This window comes from Paenibacillus sp. NPDC058177, assembly GCF_042883835.1.
Lineage (GTDB): Bacteria > Bacillota > Bacilli > Paenibacillales > Paenibacillaceae > Paenibacillus_AQ > Paenibacillus_AQ agri.
Genome location: NZ_JBHVVB010000001.1, coordinates 1,304,022 through 1,324,495, shown reverse-complemented (window position 1 = coordinate 1,324,495; position 20,474 = coordinate 1,304,022). Strand labels below are relative to the sequence as shown.

The following is a 20,474-nucleotide window of genomic DNA, read 5'->3' as shown; positions in this document are numbered from 1 at the left end:
CATTGTTATAAGTGTAGGAGGGTTTGTAAATCATTGTTAATGCTCGGCCTAGGTTAACATGCTTGATATGGCAAGTCAACCATCCCAGGCCAATATTACTATGAGCCCATGCTGTCTACAATTTCTTTAGTCGTCCGTGTTCGGCCTATACGTGGGAAAATGTAATCGCAAACATGGTTATGTTCAGCTTCACTGAACCCCGTCATGGCGTCCTCTGCGAAAATGAGATTGTAGCCATGCATGAACGCTTCGCGCGCGGTCGTATCAACACCGAGTCCAGTAGCAATTCCGCATAGAACAATGGTATCAATTCCCCGTCGGCGTAATTGGAGATCAAGATCTGTTCCATAGAAAGCTCCCCATTGCTTCTTGGTCACAATATGATCGCTTTCCGTCACACCCAACTCTGGCAGAAGTTCATCCCACCCTGCAGATAAATTCATTGGAGGAGGGCTTTGGTCCAGTGTTGGACGAGGAAGATCCATCATATCTTTGCTGGATACATGTACAAGAACGACAAAGGATTCTTGCTGACGAAATGCCTGGGCTAACGAAGCGGCATTGGCTACAACCTGCTGGGAAGTATAGGGAGCATACTGGTTGCCCAGCCACTGTTGAAGATCAATGACAACCAATGCTGCTGTTGCGGGGTTAAATAAAGAATTCATATCTTATCCACTCCTCGATTAATTTATTGACTTGGTGTTCGTAATTATGTACGATGGGTCAAGAGAAGTCAAGAAGGGGTGTTATATATGGCGGTAACTAAGCAGGAGGTCTTGCGTTCGGCTTGCAGGTTATTTAAGGAACGAGGATTTCTGACTACGTCCATACAAGATATTGCCGACGATTGCCAAATCGCCAAAGGTTCTGTATACAAGTATTTCTCTTCCAAAGAGGACCTATTCAGTGAAGTGTTCGATGCATGCCAGAATGATTATTTTGATATGGTGGAGAATTTACAATCCATTCGAGAACTCTCGCCTAAAGAAAAGCTTCTTCAGCAAATCGTCTTGCGATTTAGATGCTTTATCGAATACAAACGTATCCTTGTAGATTTCACTGAGTTGCCCATCCAGCAAGACCCTACATTTGCTCCGCTTCGGGAACGGGTTCGGGGCCGGCTGATGATGCTGCATCGAGATTGTCTGCTGGCTGTTTACGGTGAGCCAATAACACCTTTCCTAACGGATCTGGTTTTTATCTATAAAGCGATTCTTAAAGAATATTTATACTGGCTGATTGATGGATTTGAAGTTGCATCTATCGAAGAGACAGCCCAGTTTATTGTGCAAAAAGTAGACGTGCTTGCGGATTCCATGCTGAATACCAAAGCAGCACCATTAATGCCGGCTTCTATGCTTCAATCCCATCCTCATTGGGGATTCCAGGGGAAAGAAGAAAATAGGCAAGAGGCCATCCAAGACCTGATTGCACAGATTGGGCTTCTTATTGAGAAGATCCCTGCAGGCAATACGACTCGAAAGGAACTGCAGGAATTGCTGCATTTATTTGGCGAGGAAATGAGCAAAGCCGAGCCTTCCGTAGCTTTAGGAGTGGCCATCTTAACCTATTTAGAGAAAGAGAATGAAATTAAGAGCCGGGCGGTGCAGCTGAAGAATATGATTCAGGGAGCATTTTATTCGTAATAGCCCTCAGTAGATTTACGAAGTTGCTTGAATTGATCCCCATCATGGCCAAACCACACTTGCGAATTCGTACGTGTAGCCAGGGTGCGGATCCTTTCTACTGTCTCCCGGTACCCAAGCAGATCATAAATAATGCCTGGCGGCCGGACGGGTGGTCCGTAGCTTTCTGCTGAATAGATCGCATCCGAAGCCAGAATAATTCCTCCTGTCTCCGGCAGTTCAATGTGCAAGCCAATCATGCCCCAAGCATGTCCGCTGCCAAAATTGAGGATCTTAATGCCCTCAGCAAGCTCCAGATTATCCTCTTGGCGTTTGATGGTTTTCCATTGCAGATGATTCTTGATCCAGGCATCAATGTCGCCCCAGACATAAGCACCGTCCTTGATATTACGGGCATAGCTCTGCAGCGCACCGTTCAACTCATCTTCATGTACGATAATAGTCGCGTTTGTGAACATCTCCAGGCATCCCGCATGATCCAAATGCAAATGGGAAGCAATGACGTACCGAATGTCTTCGGGTCGTACGTTCAGCTGTTCCAGCCGGTTATGCAGATAACATTCCTCACTGGCGACCCATGGAGAGGACAATTGGGTAGATTCAGCCCAACGTCCTTCAGGGCCCATTGAACTCGGATTACATGCAGTATCGAATAAAATCTTTCCCTCAGGGTGGTCAATCAACACGGTATAGATCGGAAATTCAACGAATTGCGTTGCCGCATTAGGGTTATTAATCGTAGCCGGATTATGCATGGCGATGATCCAGTTCTTGTCCATACTCATTACTCCGTTATCCATTACATACAGTTTGGGCCGTGGTTTAATTATATTTGACATACTCATTTCCTCCTGATAAAGAGTTATTTTCATTCCATTGCACACTCCACTCGTAACCGTTACGGTAGTGTGGCGGCAGCTATAGACATACCTTAATCTAAAATCTAAAATTACATAAGGAGGCACTTTAAAGTGCCCAGGTTACTTACAAGTTCATAAGGAGGAGAAGGTATGACATCTTCCAATAGAAAAAAACAACCCGACTTTACGCTGGCAGGCTGTGGCTATAGCAGGGTCCTTGATATTATTTCCAACAAATGGACGGGGCTCGTCATTTATGCATTAGAGAACGGCCAGATCAGGTATGGGGAAATTTCCAGAAAAGTCGATGGCATTTCCAAAAAAATGCTGACAGAAACGCTGCGAAAGCTGGAGCGAGATGGAATCGTAAAACGCCATATCACACCGGTGGTGCCACCAATCGTGGACTATTCGCTAACTGCATTAGGTGAAACCTTACTTGAACCGATGAAGGAGCTAAGGCAGTGGGGCAGAACGAATTATTCAGAAGTCGAAGAGGCAAGGGCCAACTATGATCGGACATTACCAGAACGAGGCTAAGCAAGTAATAGCCTCTTTTTTTGGCGATGCGAGAGTTATGTATGAATTAAGAATTCCTTAAGAATTGTTTCATAACCAGTTTATACTTGGACATTACATTGGTTTAGACGAATTCTTGAATTGAAACGGAGTGAATATTCGTGCACCAATTATTATCCTGGATATCTGAAACAGCCCTGCATCTGGTAAACACAATGGGAGTATGGGGGATATGGATAGGCATGATTCTGGAAAGCGCCTGCATTCCGATTCCAAGCGAGGTAATTATGCTCAGCGGTGGCTGGCTGGTTGCTCAAGGCTCACTTTCATTTGTGGACGTAGCTGTAGCCGGAATCATCGGGAATCTCTTGGGTTCGATCCTTGCATATTATGTAGGCCGGGCCGGGGGACGGCGCCTGCTCCAGAAGTATGGCAAATATATTTTGCTGAATGAGCATCATCTGGAGCAAGCGGAACGCTGGTTCGAGCGTTTTGGGGAGAGTACTGTATTTTTCACCCGTATGCTGCCCTTTGTCCGTACCTTTATCTCTTTACCGGCAGGGATTGCAGGCATGAAGACCTGGAAGTTTGCAGTATTTACCTTGCTCGGCAGTATTCCCTGGAATTTGGCCCTGCTGTATCTAGGGTATCGTTTAGGTGGAAACTGGAGTATTGTGGAACAGTATTTACGCCCGGTTAGTTATGCCATTTGTGGTGTGGTGCTACTGCTTTTGGTATGGTGGTTATTGCGCAGAAGAAAGGATCGAACAGTCTGACTTTACAACAACGGATGTTGTACTTTTAGTTCTCATGTGAAATGACGTATGATAAGTGCATCCTGAAACAAATAGAGGTAGGGTGATTGGCCGATATGTCCATTCGAATGAAATTTCTGCTGTCGTACGCGGCAATGCTTGTGGTACCGCTGCTTCTGATTCTGATAACAGCTATACTGCTAACTATCGTCTATCATGGGGATGTGCAAAGTCTTGAAAGTGCCTATGGGAGTAAATTTGATGGTATGGAAGAGAGAGATACCCGCGATCTGATCAAGCACACCTTTATGCAGAATAAAGAATTACTAACAGACCCTGTTTTTTTGAATGATTTATCCGCAGATATGCTCAAGAAGAACACTTATATTTATATTCGTGCTGACCATAAGGCTTTGTATGCATCAGACGATTTCCTCCTTAAGAAAGGGCTGATCGACAGCCTGCCGGATTTCAAACAAGCTGGAACTCATAATGAGCCCTATCGGGAGAAATATAACAATGACTCGTATCAGATTGCTCAGTTTGATCTATTATCCAAGGATGCAGAACCGGTAAGTATTTTTTTGGTGAGTAAAATCGACCCTTTAGTTCAATTCGTGCGAACGTTTTTTCCGATTTTATTCCTCTCCACCGTCGTAGTCCTCTTGCTGACACATACCTTGCTGACAACCTATATGTCGCGACGAATTATCCGTCCCTTGCTTGAACTGCGTAAAGCTGCGCGAATGGTGACCGACGGTGATCTTGATTTCAAGGTGGAGATCCGCGGCAAGGATGAGCTCGGACAGTTAGGCATGGCCTTTGAAGAGATGAGGTCACGGCTTCAGGAGTCTATTCAAGTCCAGCAGCAATATGAGAACAACCGCAAAGAATTGATTACGAATATTTCCCATGATTTAAAAACGCCGATAACTGCTATAAAAGGCTATGTGGACGGAATCTTGGAAGGTGTTGCAGACTCACCCGAAAAAACTGAAAAGTACATGCGCACCATCGCCGCCAAAGCCGGTGAAATGGATCATCTGATTGATGAATTATTTTTGTACTCCAAGCTGGATATGCAGAAGCTGCCGTTTTCCTTTGAATCCGTACCGATTCTTCCTTTTCTAAATGACTGGGCGGACGAGCTGAAGGTGGAACTGGAAAAACAAAAGGTAGATTTGCAAATTGATATGGGCGGCGGGGAAGCAGCCAAGGTTGCTGTAGACCGTGACTCGTTTAAGAGAGTGCTCGGCAACATCATTCAGAACAGTCTGAAATATATGGATAAGCCGAATAAGAAGATCACCGTTAGCACCCGGATAGAAAATCACGCCCTAACACTGGCTATTGGAGACAATGGTCCTGGTGTTCCTTCGGAAGCCGCTGAGCATATATTCGAACGGTTTTATCGTGCGGAGCAGTCCAGAAATACGAAAACAGGCGGGAGTGGTCTTGGTCTTGCCATCGCTAAGCAGATCATAGTAGAGCATGGGGGAGGCATTTATGCGGACAGCCAGGAAGGTGAGGGAATGGTGATTCGAATTGTATTACCGATAGAAGAGGAGGCGCTGGTCCATGCAGAGAACGATACTGATCGTAGAAGATGAGCCTTCCATTGCTGAGCTTCAGCGGGATTATTTGGAGATGAACGGATATCGAACGGAGATTGCTGTTGATGGAGAACAGGGGCTGGAGCTAAGTCTTAGCGGCAAATTTGAATTAATCGTGCTGGATGTGATGCTGCCCAAGCTGAGTGGCTTTGAGGTGTGCAAAAAAATCCGTGACGTGCTGGATATTCCTATCCTAATGGTCACTGCACGACGGGAGGATATAGATATTGTGCGCGGTCTTGGGCTTGGCGCGGATGACTATATGACCAAGCCCTTCAAGCCTGCTGAACTGGTCGCCAGAGTAAAAGCCCATTTGTCACGTTATGACCGTCTGAAGGGGAGCGGGAGTGGATTTTCCACGACAGAGCTTGAAATCAGGGGGCTGCGTTTGAACCCCGACTCTCGCCGTGCTTTTGTCAGAGATGAGGAGGTCACGCTGACGACCAAGGAATTTGATCTGCTCTATTTTCTTGCCCAGCACCCCAATCATGTATTCAGTAAAGACCAGCTCTTCGAGCGGTTATGGGGCATTGACTCGCTTGGCGATACCCAGACGGTGACCGTGCATATCCGTAAACTGCGGGAGAAAATCGAAGAGGACTCCGCCAATCCAGTGTATATTGAGACGTTATGGGGAGCGGGCTATCGATTCCGTCCTTAAAATGAATATGGCAAAGCCAAAGCTAATCTGCGGATGATGCTTTGGCTTTTTTTGTTGTCAGGGGAGTTAATAATTATTTAAGAGTCTGTTCACAGCCATTTTAGATTTACCCAGTAGTCTAATGTTGCGGGAAAGCTTACGGGAACTAGACATTATTGCTAAGGGGGAGTAGACATGGAGGATATAGCGAAGCTAACAGAAGTAAGCAAGGAATTCCGTAACGGCAGAGGCATTAGCGGTGTGAATCTGTCGCTGCAAAAAGGTGATATCTACGGATTGCTCGGACCTAATGGTGCCGGCAAAACGACCCTTCTAAAAATGCTGACAGGACTCATTTCTCCAAGCTTCGGAAGCATTTCATTGTTCGGACAAGATTTGGAGCATTCCTTCGCATCAGGGATGCGGAAGGTGGGTTGTATGATTGAATCCGCTGATTTTTATGATTATGTCACCGCGATTCAATATTTGAAGCTGAATGCCAGCTTTTATCCGAATATCCGAGTGCAGCGGATTGATGAAGTACTTGAGGCTGTGGGTTTAGCCGCTTTTGGCAAAGAAAAAATAAGACACTTCTCCACCGGCATGAAACAGAAGCTTGCTATGGCCTCGTCGATTCTGCACTCCCCCGAACTTGTCATCTGGGATGAGCCGACGAATGGACTGGATATTGAAGGGGTGATTCACTTCCGCGCGCTAGTACAACAACTATCTGCTGAACAGGGGATTACCTTCCTGATTTCCAGTCATATGATTCATGAATTGGAGCAGCTCTGCAACAGAGTAGGGATCTTGAATCAAGGCGTTCTGATCCGTGAAGGCAACGTTCAGGAGCTGCTGACGGATAATCATTCTCTGGAGCAGTATTATATCGCGGAACTTCAAAAAGGAAAGGAGCTGATGAACCATGGACGGCTTGACAGCAGGATTTAAAAACGAACTCCAGCTCATGATCTATCGTAAAAAGACAATCTTCTTCTTCGCAATATCCGTATTCATTCCGTTGCTGCTGATTGCACTATTTCATTCGCTGCAGCCTGTTCTGGGACTGTTTACAGTCAGTCCAACCTATCCAGTCCAGATGCTGGAGATCTATACAATCTTCTTGATTCCGCTGTTTCTGTTTCTGGAGATTGCTGATTTATTTCCACAGGAAGTCTCCTCTAGGACCTTGAAACTGGCCCTGCTGCGGCCCATTACGAGATTAGGTGCTTATATGGCTAAGTTTCTTGCGCTGGGGGTAGCGATCGGAGCATTGCTGCTTCTTCTTGGAACCGTGAGCACCTTGTGTAATCTAATGTTTGGAACCTCAGGCACCGGAAGTATCGACGCTTTCGGATTACTAAAAGCTTACGTAGCAGCGTTCCTGTCCATGTGGTCCCTTGCAGCCTTGTTTGTATGCATGGCCCAATTTTTCCGGAGTGCTGGCGGCTTTCTTGTGTTTTCAATTCTATTATACGCAGGGACCAAAGCCGCTCCTTACTTTCTGCAAGGCTTCTCCTCCTTCTCCATAACTTCATATACAGGCTGGTATTCCTTATGGCTAGGACATTCCATCTCCGTTACCAAGCTGGCAACGGGTTCGGTATTTGTGTTATCCAGCCTGGTTATGTTTTTGGCCCTAGGCTACATCTTCTTCGAGAGGAAGGAGGTCTAGCCTGGAATTTTGGTGGTAAGCAAATCATTCATGCTGTTATATGGAAGGGGAATGGGTCGATGAATAGCACAAGCACTTTAGTAGAGAGAGAACTCCAATTATGGAACAAGGTTCCGCAGGTCACGATCTTTTTCTGGATGATTAAAATCATGGCTACGACTGTGGGGGAAACGGCAGCAGATTATCTCAATTTCAATTTGAATTGGGGATTAACAATCACCACTCTCGCAATAACGGGTCTGCTGATTGTCGCGCTGTTTTTTCAAATGTCGGCCAATAGATATATTCCTTCGTTGTATTGGCTGGCAGTCGTACTGATTAGCGTTGTAGGGACGCTAATTACTGACAATCTCGTTGACAATCTCGGAGTTCCGCTGGAATCAACCACTCTTTATTTCTCTCTGGCCCTGCTGGTCACCTTTGTGGCTTGGTATGCAAGCGAGAAGACGTTGTCGATCCATTCCATTACCACAAGAAAGCGGGAAGCGTTCTACTGGCTGGCGATTCTCTTCACCTTTGCATTGGGAACAGCAGCCGGTGATCTTGTCGCCGAAAGTATGAACCTGGGGTACCTGGTCTCTGCAGTGATCTTTGCCGCTATTATTGGATTGATTACCTTGGCACACTTCCGCCTAAAGCTGAATGCTGTTGTGGCGTTTTGGCTAGCGTATATTCTGACCCGCCCTATGGGGGCGTCACTGGGAGATTACTTATCACAGCCCCGTAGTGAAGGCGGACTTGAGCTGGGGACGACTGGTACCAGCATTATTTTTATCGTTATTATTCTGGGACTGGTTCTGTATTTGACCAAAACCAAGAAAGATCAGGTTTCTCTGTAGTCTCTTTCATTCTCTGAAATCAATGCTGAACTAGAAGGCAAGCGAAACGAGGAGTTTTTCTATGAAACAGAATCCAGTAGTACTTATTGTAACCTCCAAATTCGGAGACGGTCATGTGAAAGTCGCTGAGGCCATCGAACTCGCTTTTAATAACAGAGGCTTTCGCCGTGTCCACACCATAGACATGCTTGCTGAAGTATACCCTCGTGTGAATGAGTTCTTCCGCAGATTCTATTTGAGTGGCTCCGTCCTTTCACAAGAAATCTACGGATTGGTGTATTCACTGACGAGCAAGATGAATCCGGGACACCCCTTGGGGAGCTGGGTTCATTCCATGGGCAAGCGGCAGGTGCAGGAGATCCTTGATAAGATACGACCGGATATCATTATTCATACCTTTCCGTATTTAGCTGCCGCTCAGCTTATCAAGGAGACGGGGCGTCCCGTCCCGTCATTCACAATCCTGAAGGATTATGTATTGCATGGAAGATGGCTGCATCCCCATACCACCAAGTATTTTCTCGCCGCCGAAAGTGTGAAGCCAGCCTTCCTGGAAGCGGGAATATCGGAAGAAGCACTCATGGTTAGCGGTATTCCCATTCGTTCAGATTTTGAACAGCTTCAGGATCGTGAGGACCTCTTCGATAAATATGGACTAAGCATTAACAGGCGTTATCTTCTTCTAGCGGCAGGTGCATACGGTGTGTTGTCTAATATTAGAGGTTTGATCCAGAGTGTGGTCGATAAATCCGATTTTGATGTCATCGTCGTGTGTGGGAATAATCACAAGCTTCGAACGGCGACTGAGGATTTATTTGGTCAGAACAATCGTGTCCATGTGCTGGGCTATACGGATAAAATGCACGAGTGGATGTCTATCGCATCTTGTCTGCTGACCAAGGCGGGCGGGATCACTTTGACGGAAGCGATTGCTCAATCCCTCCCGGTTCTAGTCTATCGCCCGCTTCCGGGACAGGAAGTAGGCAATGCAGAGTCGTTAGCAAGCCAAGGAATCATTGATGTTGTTAACAATGAAGATCAGTTCATCCGTAAGCTTCAGCAGTTGGAACAAAGAAGCTATAGAGAAGTGAAGCAACAATTAATGAAGAGTTTTTCGCGAAAATCCTCTTCGGAGCTTATTGTCTCGGAAGTGCTGCAAGTGATAGAGGCTCGGCAACCGGTGGCTCGGCACACTAAACCCAGAATCACCGAAGGGCAGGCGACCACCATCCAGGGTCTCTAAAAGAAAGAGTAAGCAGCAGATCTTTACCCGACTGGCCTTGGTTCTCTTCTTTAAAGAATGGATTGCACAATCATGATTTAAGATTTATTTAATAGTCTCTTCACGATGAGTTTAGGATTATCACTTAGGATTAGCATTGTGCAAGATAAAAACTAGCAATGAAGGGAAGGAAGAAACATGAAGAAGAAATGGCTTTTAACCGGAAGTGCAGTTGGAATTAGTGGTGCGCTGATGTTGGCCACTGGCTTTACGGCGTTTGCAGGAACCTCGGGGTATGAAGATTACAAGGCTGCGCTGAAGAATACGGTGCAGAATCTGCAAAGCGTGACTGTTCAGGCAGATGCAGTTCTTAAGGATAACGGTTCCCTGCTTAGTGGGGCACAAAGTACATTGAAGGCTAACCTGAAGAATGAAGCGGTGAGTGGAACCGTTAAGATTAGCGGAAAAGCAGGTTCTCAGAACCTCAATCTTTATAGTCAGCCTGATGGGCAAGTCTGGAAAAGTGATGCCTCCGACACCTACTATGTGAAGCAAGACAAAGCAGAGAAGGATGAGCAGAAACAAGGTAAAGAGCACAAGGATGGAGCTTGGTTCAACAGTCAGGAAGAGACGGTCATTGATGCACTGATCGGTAACTTGAAGAATGAAATCACCTCTACCACGGCAAACGACGGGTCCAAGAATATTTCCCTGCAGCTGGATAGTGCGCAAATTCCGGCGGTTGTTCAAGCGCTCGCACCGGTTGCTTTCAAGCATTTGTCGGATCAATCACAGCGTGAGGACCTGAAGGACAGCGGGGCGAAAGTGCAGCTGAACGATCCGGAGAATCTATTTAAGCACAGTCTGTTTAACGCCAAGGATATCGTGTTGACCGAGGGTGTGCAAATTCAAAGCATCCATCTGAACGCAGTGGTCAATCCTGCCAATGAAATTCAGCGCCAGCAATTCGACATTACATTTACCGGTAAGGATGCACAAGGTGTGTCCCATACATTAACTGCAAGTCTGGATGTTCAATTGTCGGCTTTGAACACTACAACTCCTGATACCATTGATTTGAATGGGAAAAAGGTGCAGCAAGTACAGGATCATCATGAGGGTAGACATCACGACTAAACGGAGCTAGAAATAGCAATTGTACGGAATTTAGAACGGATAAGAACCTTGAGTTCATATCCGTTCTTTTTTGAAGTCACGATAAGGATGAGGAGCGCACGATAATTGTGGAAGGCGTTAAGGCGGCTGAAGCTTTCACCCTTTGCCTATTAACGGTTTAGACGTGCAGCGGTATTTGCAATCTACCTGTGGGTTCGTTAATTCCGCAGAGGACAACTTTAGCTTGATTAAAATGCAAATGAATCCGTATCATAGAGAGGAGCTATACAATGAACGAGAAGTAAAAACAAGGATTTATTAGTCCTACCTTTGGAGGAATCGACGTGAGTGCAATTTTTCAAATTCATAACTTGGCTAAATTGAATTGGTCGACAGATGCCAACGCTCTGAACAAGTATTTATTCTCACAGATCTCTGCGGAGATCGCCGAGCCGACCAGGATTGCATTGATTGGGGCTTCTGGTCAAGGGAAAAGTACGCTGCTGCGAATCATGGCGCTGCTGGACACGCCGGATGAAGGGGAACTGCTGGTCAACGGTAAGTCTTTTCAACATATTCCTGCCCGGCAATGGCGAATGACTGTTACCTATGTGGCTCAGCAAGCGGTCATGCTTCCGGGGAGTATAGAGGATAATTTACGCACGGTAAGCAAGCTGCATGGCCAGCCGTACGATTTTTCCCTTGCCGCCGAGCTGCTAGAGCAGCTTGGACTTGATTATCTGGATCTTACTAAAGTGGCGGAAGATTGTTCAGGCGGAGAGAAGCAGCGGATTTCCCTGATTCGTTCGTTGCTGCTTCGGCCTGAGATTTTTTTGCTGGATGAAATCACAGCTTCGCTGGATATCAACAGCACGCAGAAGGTAGAAGCGTTGCTGCTGAAATGGCACGAGGAGAAAGGCACAACCTTCATCTGGGTCACTCATGATCTGGAGCAAGCTCGTAGAATCAGTAACCGGACATGGATGATGGACAAGGGCGGGTTACAGGAATACAGCAGTGACTCTTTCTTTAATGAACCTGTGGCGGACTTAGCTAGGAGATTTGGGCATACGGAAGGAACCTTACAGTCATGACATTAACCGCACTCAGCTTCACACTGCTCTTTGTGATGGGCACGATGATGGTCTCGATCTGGCAGAAGCTAGGCCTGGAAAAGGACATTGCTGTTGGAACTGTACGGTCCGCGGTTCAGCTTCTGGTCGTTGGTTATGTGCTACAGTTTATTTTTAATGCCGAGCATATCATATACATAATTCTGATTATTCTCTTTATGATTGCTGTTGCCTCTTGGAATGCCGCCAAGCGGGGAAAGGGCTTGCCTGGACTATTTTGGAGGATTGCTCTGGCAATTTCGGCTTCGGAGCTGCTGATGATGGGAATTCTTCTGGGTCTACATATTATCAAGGCTACCCCGCAATATATTATTCCGATCAGCGGAATGACGATTGGGAGTGCTATGATTGTCTCCGGACTGTTCATTAATCATATCAAGCAGGAGGTTCAGTCGAATAAGGGAGAGATCGAGACACTGCTATCTCTTGGCGCAACCGCTCAGCAGGCGATGCAGAAAGTTCGGGCAAGCTCCGTGAAATTCAGTATGATTCCAACGATTGATGGAATGAAGACGGTAGGCCTTGTACAGCTGCCCGGAATGATGACCGGAATGATTATTGCCGGAGCCGATCCTATCATAGCTGTCCGTTATCAGATTCTAATTGTATTTTCCTTTACTGCTTCTGCTGCGATTACGAGCATGCTGCTTAGTGTGCTGATTTATCGGCTCTTTTTTACGGCTGGTTTGCAATTGAAGCACCCGCAATGAATCTAGGTTTCTGATGACGCTAGACAGGCAAGTAGACATTGATTATAATTGATACTGATTATCATTATCTTTGTGAAATATCTATTACACAAACACTGCCCAATTGGGTAGTGTTTTTTTCTAGAGAGATGGGAGGAGGCTGTCCATGCTAACACCGGTCAAGGCAAATCATTTTCTTAAAGGTGTACTCTATGAAATCGTGGAGGCGCGCCAAGATTCTTCAGTACCGGCCTGGGCGAAAAGCGAACCTTTGGCTCATCATATGCTTTTATACATCGCACGCGGTAAAGGACAATTGTACGTTGATGGGCAGCAGCACCAGTTGGAACGGAACACTCTGCACATGCATCGGCCGGGAACCCGATTACAGCTTACGGCCAGCAACGCAGGGGATGAGCTGCAGTTCTACTGGATTGCTTTTGATATCTATCGATTGATGGAAAAGAACTTGAGCCGCAGAGAATATATGCGAGAGCTTGAATTCCCCCTCCAAGGCCAGATCGCAGTTGGTGGCAGCCAGTTCAAGAGACTCTTTTATCTCATGGTGGCCGAAGGTAAGACTGTAAACGACCGAAATCCGTTCATAAGTCAACAGTATCTGCACGATATGCTGGATGGAATATTACGTTATGCTGAGCCTCAAGCTCCCAATGATATGGATATTCGGCTGAAGCTGACGCTCGATTATTTGCAGAATCATTACCGTGAGGATATTCGGATTGATAAGCTGGCAGAGATGGCGGAGCTGCATCCGTCTTATTATTCCCAGGTATTCAAGCAGGCGATGGATAAATCCCCGGTAGTTTTCCTTACGCATCTGCGGATGAATAAAGCCAAAGAAATGCTGCTTCAATCTGACAAGGCGATTAGGGATATCGCTGCGGATGTCGGGTATAAGGATGAATTCTATTTCAGTAGACGATTCAAAGAGTCCAGCGGCTATTCTCCAAGGGTTTTCACGAAGAACAAGGACAAAAAAATCATTTCGCTCTCATCGCCTTATACAGATCATTTATTTACGCTCGGCTTAATTCCTAGTGCAGCTCAATTGCATCGTCACATTCCCTTGATTACGAAAGGTCTCACACTTCCTGAGCATGCCAGAGATCCATGGGGGATTAGCCGGGAAGTCTTTCTGTCTGAACAGCCGGATCTGATTTTGTGCAAGGATAATGTACTCTCCAAAGCCCGTGAGCACATCAATGATGTCGCCCCGATTATAGCCATTCCGTGGGTAAGCCAGGATATGTACGCTCATCTAATGACCATTGCGGAGTTGGTCAACAGGAAGGATGAGGCTGTACGGTGGCTGCATAATCATGAACAGAAGGCTGAAAAAATCCGCAAATCGCTTCGCTCTACTGTCGGTCAGGGCACTGTAGCCATATGCGTATGTCGTGAGTCTGAATTGCGTATGTACGGGGCAAGGAATATCGGACATGTCTTCTACCGCTCATTGCAGCTAGCTCCTCCTGAGAAAATGCAGAAAGAGATGGATAGACATCCGATCGGCACAGTACATAACTGGACGGCGATAACTCCAGATGAGCTGGGGGAGTATGAATCTGATTTTCTATTTTTTGCAGTGGAGACAGAAGGGGACAAGCGCCGGGTCCTTGATTTGCAGAAAAACAACCCTGTCTGGAGACGGCATGCCGCGGTCAGAAATAGACGGGTCTATTTTATCGACTGGGAGAAGTGGATGATCTATGCTCCTTTTGTCATTAACCAGCAGTTGGAGGAAGCCGCTTCATTACTTACCCAATCTGCAAGTCTTGCAGAAATCTAAAAAAAGTCCATGTTCCGATCTTGGATATTGGCATGTACCTATCCGGGAAGTCAGATATAATTAGAAAATGATAATGATTCTCATGATCATTAAGTGAGGGGGAGGCTTTCAAAGCGCAGTTCTATGAGATTAAATCGAAGAATCTGTACGTATCTATGGTTTATCACCGCGATAGCAGGATTATTGCTGACGATTTTCCTGGCGATTTCCTTTGGCGCCAAAGGAATGACGCTGGGCACCGTATGGTTGGCTGTCTTTCAATATGATCCTTCGCTAACCAACCACCAAATTGTGCATGAACTGCGGCTTCCCCGGGTCCTTGGAGCAGCCGTAACAGGAATGGCTTTTGCCGTGGCGGGCGCCATAATGCAGGGCGTGACGCGCAATCCGCTGGCAGACAGCGGCATCCTCGGAGTCAACGCAGGCTCTGCCTTTGCGGTATGTCTATGTTTTGCTTTTATGCCGGGGCTCTCCTATTGGGGACTCATTATCTTTTCATTCATGGGCGCAGCTTTAACGACTTCATTTATCGTGCTGCTCGGTTCCTCCACCCGGGGTGGACTGACTTCCATAAGATTAACTATTGCCGGGGCTGTCGTTGCAGCGATCCTTCATTCACTCAGCACAGGCGTTGCGATTTATTTCGAATTAAGCCAGGATTTAGCCTTTTGGTATGCGGGTGGCGTGGCGGGAGTGAATTGGGAGCATTTGCGGATTCTGACACCGATAGTCCTGATCACGATCCTATGGGCGATTAGTATGGGGCGGCCAATTACCTTTATGTCGCTTGGAGACGAAACCGCCGCTAATCTCGGAATACATACGAACAAAATCCGTATCCTGGGGCTGATTGCAGCAGTAATTCTTGCCGGTTCGTCCGTAGCTGTAGCAGGTTCTATAAGCTTCGTAGGCTTGGTTGTGCCGCATATCGCCCGGCGTGCACTCGGAGTGGATTATCGGCTATTGATTCCGTTCTCCGCCTTACTCGGAGGGACATTGCTTGTCTGGGCTGATTTTGCCTCACGAATGGTCAATCCGCCGCAAGAGTTTGCAATTGGTGCAATGGTAGCGATGGTTGGGGTCCCGTTCTTCCTTTACCTGGCCCGTAAAGAAAGGAGAGATCTCTAACATGAAACCCAATATGGCGTCAGTGGAGGCACAAAGGAACAGACGCGCGCTCATAGTGAGCAGCATCCTGATACTGCTTGCTGTAACCGTAATTATGATTAGTCTCAATACCGGAACTGTTTCTTTAACCCCGCTGACAGTGTGGAAGACGCTGCTAGGGTATGGCACCAGCGATGAACAGATGATTTTATTTGACTACCGCATGCCGCGGATTATCATAACGATGCTGGCCGGAATCGGACTGGGAATAGCGGGTGCGGTATTTCAGGGAACGACACGGAATACGCTTGCCGATCCAGGCATTCTCGGAATTAATACCGGGGCGGCGCTGGGACTTATCATCTTCGTCTCCTTTTTTCGGACAATGGAAGGTCCTGTTGCCCTTCTGATTCCGCTGTTTACCTTTGTTGGGGGGACGCTGAGCGCACTAATTATCTTCATGTTCGCGTATGACCGCCACAGGGGGTTAATGCCGATTCGTTTAATCTTGGTTGGGATTGCCGTTGCTGCCGGGATTAGTGCGGTTACCCTTTTACTATCCTTGAAGTTGGACGAGAAGACCTATGCCTTCACAGCGCGCTGGTTAGCAGGAAGTGTCTGGGGAAGGGATTGGATACATGTAGGTGCGCTTTTGCCATGGATTGTGGTACTTGTTCCATTGATCTATAGCCGCTCTAAAGCGCTGGATCTCTTTGTACTGGGCGATGAGACCGCCTACAGTGTGGGCAGTCATGTTACCCGGGAACGTCTATCTTTACTGGGCATGGCTGTTGCACTCTCTTGCGCCAGTGTGTCGGTTGCAGGCGGGATTGGATTTATTGGTCTGGTCGCACCCCATATCGCCAAACGTCTGGCCGGCCCGCAGCACCGTTATTTTCTACCGGTAGCTGCGCTTATCGGTCTGGTTATTCTGGTCACAGCGGATACAATCGGCCGATCGATCTTTCGCCCCAATGCCATTCCGGCAGGTGTGGTGGTTGCTGCAATTGGCGGTCCTTATTTTCTATATTTATTGTTTAAGACAAAATAAAAGATTGAACATTCTGGAGGAAATGAATCATCATGAAAAAAATCACCTTAGCTATAATCTCAATGATGCTGCTCGCAATATTGGCTGCCTGCGGGAAGTCTAACGAATCGACAAGCTCCACAACAGCAAATTCTGCAGCTGCTTCGGATTCAACGCAATCGGAATCGGCTTCACCGACCCATAGTGCGGACGCCAAAATCGCCTCTATGTCCATTCATATCACCAACAATCTGCTGGCGCTGGGCATTACTCCTGCTGGTTCTGTAATCGGCGGTGATCTGAAAGATTTCCTGCCTCATGTGGCTGACCGATTGGAAGGTGTGACCAAGCTCGGGGTGGTAACAGATCCGGATATGGAAGCGGTTCTAGGGTTAAAGCCGGATGTAATCTATATTGATAAGGTCTATTCCGGCGAGGATTTGCCCAAGTTCGAGAAAATCGCTCCAACCCTGACCATTGATATGGATAGCGGAACCTGGCGCGATCATCTCACACGGATTGCTGAGCATGTCGGACGCGAAAAGGAAGCCCAGGATTTCATTCAGGATTACGATACCAAGGCCGAGCGGGTCAGTGGCTTGATTAAGGAACAGTTGGGTGAGAATGCGAAGGTTATGGCCATCCGAATGACGGCGAAAGAACTTCGTGTAATGGGAACAAAACGCCCGCTGGGACCGATCATGTTCGAGGATTTGAAGCTGAACATGGCTGATGGAGTAGAGAAAATTCCAGCCAGTGATCCATACCAGGTGATTTCCAAGGAAGTACTGCCAGACTTTGATGCTGATGCGATCTTTGTGATCATTAGTAAAGGCAATGAGGCGAAGAGCAATTTTGAAGAGCTGGAGAAGAACCCGGTCTGGAAAAATTTAAAAGCAGTCAAAAACAATCATATCTATATGCTGGATGGGCAAAAGTGGCTGGATTATTCCTCCATCGGCCAAAGTATGGCACTAGATGATGCTGAGCAGCTGTTTCAAAAGTAATTTTTGAAAAAGAAAAGAAGAGACTGTCCTTTCAATTCATTGAAGGGGCAGTTTCTTTTGCATTGAGGAGAAAAGGTATAATTGAGAAAAAATAAATCGTTTTTCGACAGAACTGCGTCTTACTTTTAGAACGAGGGGGAGTGATGGTGGAAAATACAATAGATGAGATCAGACGAACAGATTTTGCACTGTCAGAAGAAGAAGCTTTTTTTAAACGTTTGTATGTTGAACATCGTAAACTTTATGCGATTGCCTACAGCTACCTTGGAAATGAAGCGGATGCGCTCGAAGTCGTACAGGAGGCCTCTTGCCGGGCCTGGATGAAGCGTAAGAAGCTGAAGGATGAGCAGGCTTTTACACCTTGGGTGATTCGGATTACCATCAATTGCTGTATGGACGAGCTCCGGCGTAAGAAACGCGTATTCCCAGCTGAGCAGCTGATAGAGAAGGCAGCGCAGGAAATGCAGAGCAACGAACGAATTGATCTGGAGCGAGCGATGAATCGGATGAAGCCCAAATACCGGCATGCCGTGATCCTGAAATACTACCAGGACATGACTACTGTAGAAATTGCCAAGGTGCTTAAAAAACCCGAAGGTACCATCAAGACCTGGGTACGCGAAGGCCTCAAGCAGCTTCGGAGATATCTTTAGAGATGCAGGAGGTGAATGATAATGATCGATAAAGAGAAAGACATTCTGCTCCGGAATGCTCATGAGGTGAACCAGCATGCCGAAGCGTTCGAGGAAAAGCATCTATACAATGCCATGCGAGGTGGAATCATGACAGGGAGAAAACGAGAGCGAAGACGCAAGTATTCATTGGGTATCGGGATGGCGGCTGCGGCCGTAGCGGTTATACTAATCCTTTCAATCGTGAAAGCCCCGGTGAAAGAGGTTGTTCAGGCTACGGTACGGAGTGAAGTGAACAAGCCCTGGAGCGATTCTGAATTGTTCAGATCATCCAGCGTAAGAGATCAATCCTTTGAAAGCTTGCTGGATCGGAATCTTATAGCCCCTGTATACCATAGCGTAGAAAAAAATGGTTTTCGGGCAGAGGTGATGGGAGCTGTTACGGATGGTCGGAAAGTGTACGTCTTGTACAATGTACAGAATGATTCCGTTCACCCGGTAGTTCATGCCGGTTTTACTCTGGATTATGGTACTGTTAAAGCGCCTTCCATAGGAACTTCACTGGACATAACTAAAGGTACGAGCGAAATTAAGCCGGGCCAAACTAAAAATTTTATATATTCAGCTAATCTATTACCATCAGTGTCCTATCCAAGAGAGGTGAAACTCAGTATTATTCTTACCGAGACTTCAGAGAAGGCCCTTCTATCCAGCAGCAAGAAATATCGAACCGAGCTTGATATCCCGTTCGAGCTTGACTCGGATATGCTCAAAGAGCAATCGCATACAGTCACTGCTAACCGCACTTTGATAGTGGATGGACAAAAAATTAATGTGCAGAAGGTACTCTATACGCCACTCGGGACCTATGTTGATATCGAATACGATAAGAATAATGAGAAGCAAATTTTTCAATTGATAAATCCTGTACTGATGGTTGAAAAAGGTGGAAAAACCGAAAAAACGTATTACCCCTCGCTGATTACATCTTACAACTCTGAAATTTACAAGGATAGTTCCAAGGCTACGCTGGTGTTCAAAAGCAGTGAGTATAATGATCCGGACTCCATCTCGTTGAAGGCTTTTGGGATTTCTGCTGTGGAGAAGGATCAGATGAAGATTGTCGTTGATCTTAATAAGAATCAGATTATTGAAGCCCCGGGAAGTAATCTTGAACTTGTCGAGCCTAAGCCAGAAGATTATGCAGAGCCCGGAGAGATCCTGTTGCGGCATAAGTTTGATAATGCGCATTACCTAAGCACAGATAACGCCTTGTCGGAAACGTTCACTGACGCGGAAGGTCAAGTGCATAAAAAAGTCAGTGTGAATAAAACCACTCCAGGAGGGAGTTGGGCTGGCTCTAGTGTGTCTAGGGATGGTACGGCAGAAGATCAGCTTCGTTATCGGTTCGGAGAGAACGCTAAGGATTATCCGCAACCGCTGACAATAACCATTGAGAGATATAAGAATCCGATTATGGATACACAGGCTGTAGAGTTGTACTCGAAAAAGTAAGAGAGGGCCTGCCTTTGAACGGCCTCTAAAATGCTAACAAGCTGCTACGGAACCAGCAGTTCCGAGCAGCTTTTTAATTTACGCTTATGCTGATCATAGCGGAGCGTAGCTACCTATGGAAGAACTGCAATCAAGCGATTTTACCCCAAGATTTGCCAGTTCTAGACTTGGTATTATGAAATTTAATGAAGCTAGCCATTCGCCAAATGGCAATATAGGTTAGGGTGAATACATTGTTCAGGAAACCAAGTGTCTTCGGATCAATGCCGGAAATGAACAAGAAGTCAAGTAAGCGGAGCGAGAAGATAACAATAATTAAAACATAAAGAGACACGTTTCTTTTATAATACATCTTGCCATCCGATTTCCGCTCAAATTGTGTCACCAGAATTAATGGGATCGACAGAATCGCACCTATAGCAATTGAGCTAATAATTCTGCCAGAAGTAAGCACTAACGTAGGGTCGAATAATTCAAACAAAGATGAAGAGATATAGAGAACCGGGATCAAAAGTCTCCGACCAGATTCGTGCAATGGCTTCTTACTGCCCTGGATAACGCCCCTCAAAATAAGTACGATAATTAGGAATGAGATTGTTAAAGATAATGGATTCATGGTAGCACCTCGTCTGTTTTTTGTGTAACCTAAGTATCGCGGATATT

The 20,474-nt window shown here is 46.4% G+C and carries 21 protein-coding genes; 18 read left to right on the top strand and 3 right to left on the bottom strand.

What is annotated here, in order from left to right:
• Positions 1-98: 98 nt before the first annotated feature.
• The gene (locus ACFVU8_RS06310; RefSeq protein ID WP_387426333.1) at positions 99-668 is read right to left on the bottom strand and encodes a hydrolase; all 570 of its coding nucleotides are present in this window, start codon (positions 666-668) and stop codon (positions 99-101) included.
• Positions 669-755: 87 nt separating this feature from the next.
• On the opposite strand from ACFVU8_RS06310, the gene ACFVU8_RS06305 reads away from it, so the two are divergent.
• Positions 756-1,649, top strand: coding sequence for a TetR/AcrR family transcriptional regulator (locus ACFVU8_RS06305; protein WP_387426330.1), 894 nt, complete (start codon positions 756-758; stop codon positions 1,647-1,649).
• Here the strand turns inward: ACFVU8_RS06305 and ahlS are convergent.
• Entirely contained in the window at positions 1,640-2,488 is an 849-nt protein-coding gene (gene ahlS, locus ACFVU8_RS06300) for an AhlS family quorum-quenching N-acyl homoserine lactonase (RefSeq protein ID WP_387426328.1), read from the bottom strand. The genes ACFVU8_RS06305 and ahlS overlap by 10 nt on opposite strands.
• Before the next feature lie 171 nt (positions 2,489-2,659).
• On the opposite strand from ahlS, the gene ACFVU8_RS06295 reads away from it, so the two are divergent.
• The 17 genes from ACFVU8_RS06295 (at position 2,660) to ACFVU8_RS06215 (ending at position 19,811) form a co-directional block, all read left to right on the top strand.
• Positions 2,660-3,049 (top strand): winged helix-turn-helix transcriptional regulator, encoded by a 390-nt coding sequence (locus ACFVU8_RS06295; RefSeq protein WP_175372688.1) that lies wholly within the window; start codon positions 2,660-2,662, stop codon positions 3,047-3,049.
• Positions 3,050-3,243: 194 nt separating this feature from the next.
• A complete protein-coding gene (locus ACFVU8_RS06290; protein ID WP_387427217.1) occupies positions 3,244-3,804 on the top strand; it encodes a DedA family protein in 561 nt (186 codons plus the stop codon).
• 95 nt (positions 3,805-3,899) lie between these two features.
• Complete coding sequence (locus ACFVU8_RS06285) at positions 3,900-5,393, top strand: sensor histidine kinase (protein ID WP_387426327.1); 1,494 nt, start codon at positions 3,900-3,902, stop codon at positions 5,391-5,393.
• On the top strand, positions 5,362-6,057 hold the full coding sequence (locus ACFVU8_RS06280; RefSeq protein WP_175372690.1) for a response regulator transcription factor: 696 nt from the start codon (positions 5,362-5,364) through the stop codon (positions 6,055-6,057). Before ACFVU8_RS06285 ends, ACFVU8_RS06280 begins: the two co-directional genes overlap by 32 nt.
• Positions 6,058-6,231: 174 nt before the next feature.
• Complete coding sequence (locus tag ACFVU8_RS06275; protein ID WP_387426324.1) at positions 6,232-6,987, top strand: ABC transporter ATP-binding protein; 756 nt, start codon at positions 6,232-6,234, stop codon at positions 6,985-6,987.
• On the top strand, positions 6,962-7,711 hold the full coding sequence (locus ACFVU8_RS06270; RefSeq protein WP_387426322.1) for an ABC transporter permease: 750 nt from the start codon (positions 6,962-6,964) through the stop codon (positions 7,709-7,711). Before ACFVU8_RS06275 ends, ACFVU8_RS06270 begins: the two co-directional genes overlap by 26 nt.
• Positions 7,712-7,770: 59 nt before the next feature.
• Positions 7,771-8,550, top strand: a complete 780-nt coding sequence (locus tag ACFVU8_RS06265; RefSeq protein WP_387426319.1) for a COG4705 family protein — start codon at positions 7,771-7,773, stop codon at positions 8,548-8,550.
• Positions 8,551-8,611: 61 nt separating this feature from the next.
• The gene (locus ACFVU8_RS06260) at positions 8,612-9,793 is read left to right on the top strand and encodes an MGDG synthase family glycosyltransferase (protein ID WP_387426318.1); all 1,182 of its coding nucleotides are present in this window, start codon (positions 8,612-8,614) and stop codon (positions 9,791-9,793) included.
• 177 nt (positions 9,794-9,970) lie between these two features.
• Positions 9,971-10,909, top strand: a complete 939-nt coding sequence (locus tag ACFVU8_RS06255) for a hypothetical protein (RefSeq protein ID WP_387426316.1) — start codon at positions 9,971-9,973, stop codon at positions 10,907-10,909.
• A 323-nt stretch (positions 10,910-11,232) separates the two neighbouring features.
• Entirely contained in the window at positions 11,233-11,982 is a 750-nt protein-coding gene (locus ACFVU8_RS06250; protein ID WP_387426313.1) for an ABC transporter ATP-binding protein, read from the top strand.
• Positions 11,979-12,731: an ABC transporter permease gene (locus ACFVU8_RS06245; protein ID WP_379466759.1), complete on the top strand. Its 753-nt coding sequence runs from the start codon at positions 11,979-11,981 to the stop codon at positions 12,729-12,731. The genes ACFVU8_RS06250 and ACFVU8_RS06245 overlap by 4 nt, the downstream gene beginning before the upstream one ends.
• A 145-nt stretch (positions 12,732-12,876) precedes the next feature.
• Positions 12,877-14,520, top strand: a complete 1,644-nt coding sequence (locus ACFVU8_RS06240; RefSeq protein ID WP_387426310.1) for an AraC family transcriptional regulator — start codon at positions 12,877-12,879, stop codon at positions 14,518-14,520.
• A 123-nt stretch (positions 14,521-14,643) separates the two neighbouring features.
• Positions 14,644-15,648, top strand: a complete 1,005-nt coding sequence (locus ACFVU8_RS06235) for a FecCD family ABC transporter permease (protein WP_387426308.1) — start codon at positions 14,644-14,646, stop codon at positions 15,646-15,648.
• Between the two features lies 1 nt (position 15,649).
• Positions 15,650-16,678, top strand: a complete 1,029-nt coding sequence (locus ACFVU8_RS06230; protein ID WP_387426307.1) for a FecCD family ABC transporter permease — start codon at positions 15,650-15,652, stop codon at positions 16,676-16,678.
• A gap of 32 nt (positions 16,679-16,710) precedes the next feature.
• The gene (locus tag ACFVU8_RS06225) at positions 16,711-17,664 is read left to right on the top strand and encodes an ABC transporter substrate-binding protein (RefSeq protein WP_387426305.1); all 954 of its coding nucleotides are present in this window, start codon (positions 16,711-16,713) and stop codon (positions 17,662-17,664) included.
• 143 nt (positions 17,665-17,807) lie between these two features.
• Positions 17,808-18,317, top strand: coding sequence for a sigma-70 family RNA polymerase sigma factor (locus ACFVU8_RS06220; RefSeq protein ID WP_379466764.1), 510 nt, complete (start codon positions 17,808-17,810; stop codon positions 18,315-18,317).
• A 21-nt stretch (positions 18,318-18,338) separates the two neighbouring features.
• The gene (locus ACFVU8_RS06215; protein WP_387426303.1) at positions 18,339-19,811 is read left to right on the top strand and encodes a hypothetical protein; all 1,473 of its coding nucleotides are present in this window, start codon (positions 18,339-18,341) and stop codon (positions 19,809-19,811) included.
• A gap of 130 nt (positions 19,812-19,941) precedes the next feature.
• On the opposite strand, the gene ACFVU8_RS06210 is transcribed toward ACFVU8_RS06215, so the two are convergent.
• Positions 19,942-20,427, bottom strand: a complete 486-nt coding sequence (locus tag ACFVU8_RS06210) for a CcdC protein domain-containing protein (RefSeq protein ID WP_387426300.1) — start codon at positions 20,425-20,427, stop codon at positions 19,942-19,944.
• Between the last annotated feature and the right edge of the window lie 47 nt (positions 20,428-20,474).